The sequence below is a fragment of the Massilia sp. YIM B02769 genome, assembly GCF_030411995.1.
Taxonomy (GTDB): Bacteria; Pseudomonadota; Gammaproteobacteria; order Burkholderiales; family Burkholderiaceae_D; genus Telluria.
In genome coordinates this window covers 1-2,468 of the sequence record NZ_JASNRC010000038.1, presented here as the reverse complement: position 1 = coordinate 2,468, position 2,468 = coordinate 1, and the positions used below count along the sequence as shown (strand labels likewise).

1 protein-coding gene is annotated in these 2,468 nt (G+C 53.1%); it reads right to left on the bottom strand.

Annotated elements, in window-relative coordinates; genetic code table 11:
• Positions 1-921: 921 nt before the first annotated feature.
• A complete protein-coding gene (locus tag QPK31_RS26070) occupies positions 922-1,467 on the bottom strand; it encodes a CbrC family protein (protein ID WP_290425790.1) in 546 nt (181 codons plus the stop codon).
• Positions 1,468-2,468: the final 1,001 nt, after the last annotated feature.

The window sequence follows — 2,468 nt, the reverse complement described above, 5'->3', positions numbered from 1 at the left end:
TTGGGGTGTCCACTAGCTATCCTCCTCCGCCACCAGGCGATTTATCCGATGATCGCTACGTCCGCTTCTGGCCGAAAGCAGCTGTCCGAAGCAGCATAGCAGGTTGCTGAGGCAACAAACTCGCCGATTATCACGACCGGCCGCTACCGACCCATTGCTGACATGGCTACACTTCGAAAGCGGACATTCAACGTGAGGTGTCAGCTGCAGGAGGAAACATACCTCATCTTTTGTCGCTCGTCCGCTTCGCGCTTATGCCCCATGCTCACTCGTCGAACGAATGGACTGTATCCGCGCTAATAGGTCAGGAACCAGCAGAACGGAAACGCGGCGACTGCCAACGGAAAGGTGCAACCAACCTGTGTTCGCTCCGGTAAGTTGGAAGTTGGTTCCCGTTATGTCGGCTATCGAGATTTTCCAAAGTATTTTTCCGCGACGGTGCGCCGTAATTCGTTCTGGCGCAAATTCCCATTCGCGAAACGATGACAACCACAAGCCTAATCCTAACGCTGGGGAGCCAATCCCGATGGTTACGACTCCCCATTCGTCGTCAGTGAACGGCCATTCAGGAAGCCCGTATTGCAAAAATGCGCAACCTATTAGACCGGGTATCGCGAGGCAAAAAAATAGGCCCATCAGGAATGCAAGTCGCTTGTTTTCGAGTGAAATGCTGTACCGTCCCTCGAGCGCTCGCAGGAAAGCAATGTCTTCAGATGTAACCGGGGAAAAGCGCATCTAAAAGCCACTTGGTTTGAGATCGAAAAGTGCTAATTTAACGTGAAGGCTACGGGGTTTGTTACGCGCCCCTTCTCAACCGGATACTTCTGGCCGAAAGCGGCTGTCCGAAGCAGTATAGCAGGTTGCTGAGGCAACAAACTCACCGGCTGTCACGACCGGCCGCTATCGACCCGAAGCGGACACTCAGTCGCAGTCCTGAAATCCCCCTACAGCTCCGCATTTGGTGCAGCGGAAGACATAGGCGGTAGGAACCCCGTCTTTGTCTAATGCCTGAAAAAACTCTTCCCATACTTGTCCAAGCGGCAGTCCAGTCGACTCCCGAATTGAAAGAATTGCGTCCTCTCCCAAGGTCTTGAGTTCTTCATAGCCAGCGGCACCAAGGAAAGCACCTGCGTCTCCACAGTGCGACCACCACTGCTCTTGCTGCCACCCTGAAAAGCCGGGCGTTCGACGCGCGACTTCTTCGATGACGTACTCGGGCACGGGTTGCCCGTCGCCACAGGTACCGATGCCTTCCTCGTCCGTAAAAGTGGCGTCGTATTTTCTGGCAGCTGTCCCGTCAGCAATACACCAAGGGCAGATTTGTTCGTCAAGCTCCTCCTGTGCGTATACCGGACCCACGTAAATGAAGCCTTGGTTCCTGCCACAGCAAATACATTGCGCATCAGATTTCTCTACACTCCCCGTTGCGAGTGGATCAGGATGGTATTTGAATGTTGGGATGGGCATAAATTGAACAAATAAAGTCAATGGGGAGTAGACGCCAGTTCAGCTCTACAAGAACGTCCGCTCCTGGCCGGTTGCAGACGTATTGTAGCGACCGCTTTCGACCCGAAGCGGACAGGTTATTGCTGCACATTTCGCGCCTTCAGAACTAGTCTGTCCGTAGCTTGGCTCGTGTAGTGAACGAGCCCAGCAAAGTTGGTCATGACCATGATTCCTTCAGCTAGGTATGCCCAGGCTTCCTCTCCTGGCAGATACTGTGAAGTATCCATGGACGCAACTACTTGCCCGCTATACTTGCCGTCAATCTCTACGATGTCCCCAGGCTGAATCACGCTGCCGTTTTCATATCTCATTTCAGCTCCATTTCCGACTGTCCGCTCCTGGCTGATTGCGGACTTATGGTAGCGTCCGCCTATGACCCAAAGCGTACGTTGTTAATCGCGGGGGTACTGTCCTCTTTCGTTTCCAGCTGCAATACCGAGCCGCATCCACAAGATTGACGGTGGCAGCGCTAAAAAAACTGCGGCAAACGCAAACGGTGCCCACATTACAGGGTCGTCGCGCAACCCGAGCCACGGGGACAACTCGGCTGGTCCATATACGGTGAAAACGATAGACAGACCGAACGAAAATATAGTCAGCATGGTGCCAGCCTGTACAGTTCGTAACACACTGGGATTACCCGTCCGTACACGACATGCAATCAAGGCCACAAAGCCAATAAGTAGTGCCGGAAACAGCACCCATACTAAGATCAATAGGTACTCAGACGGAAACAAGCGACTCTCCATTTCGTGGCTAAGGTAATACGGCACCCTGGCATGTCCGCTCTTGGCCGATTGCGGACCTATTGTCGCGCCCGCTTACGACTCACAGCGGACGTTCAGAGTCAGAGATGAAGGCTCTAAAGCTTGTAAGTAAAAGCGACGTGCAAAAAGCAATAAAGCGCGAGGTTCACATCAGCTTCCAGGTCACCGTCCTGAAGCTCGACCAGATCACTTTTA

Bases quoted from the DNA above. Each gene is read 5' to 3' on its own strand.
- QPK31_RS26070 (WP_290425790.1), bottom strand. From the start codon at position 1,467: ATGCCCATCCCAACATTCAAATACCATCCTGATCCACTCGCAACGGGG.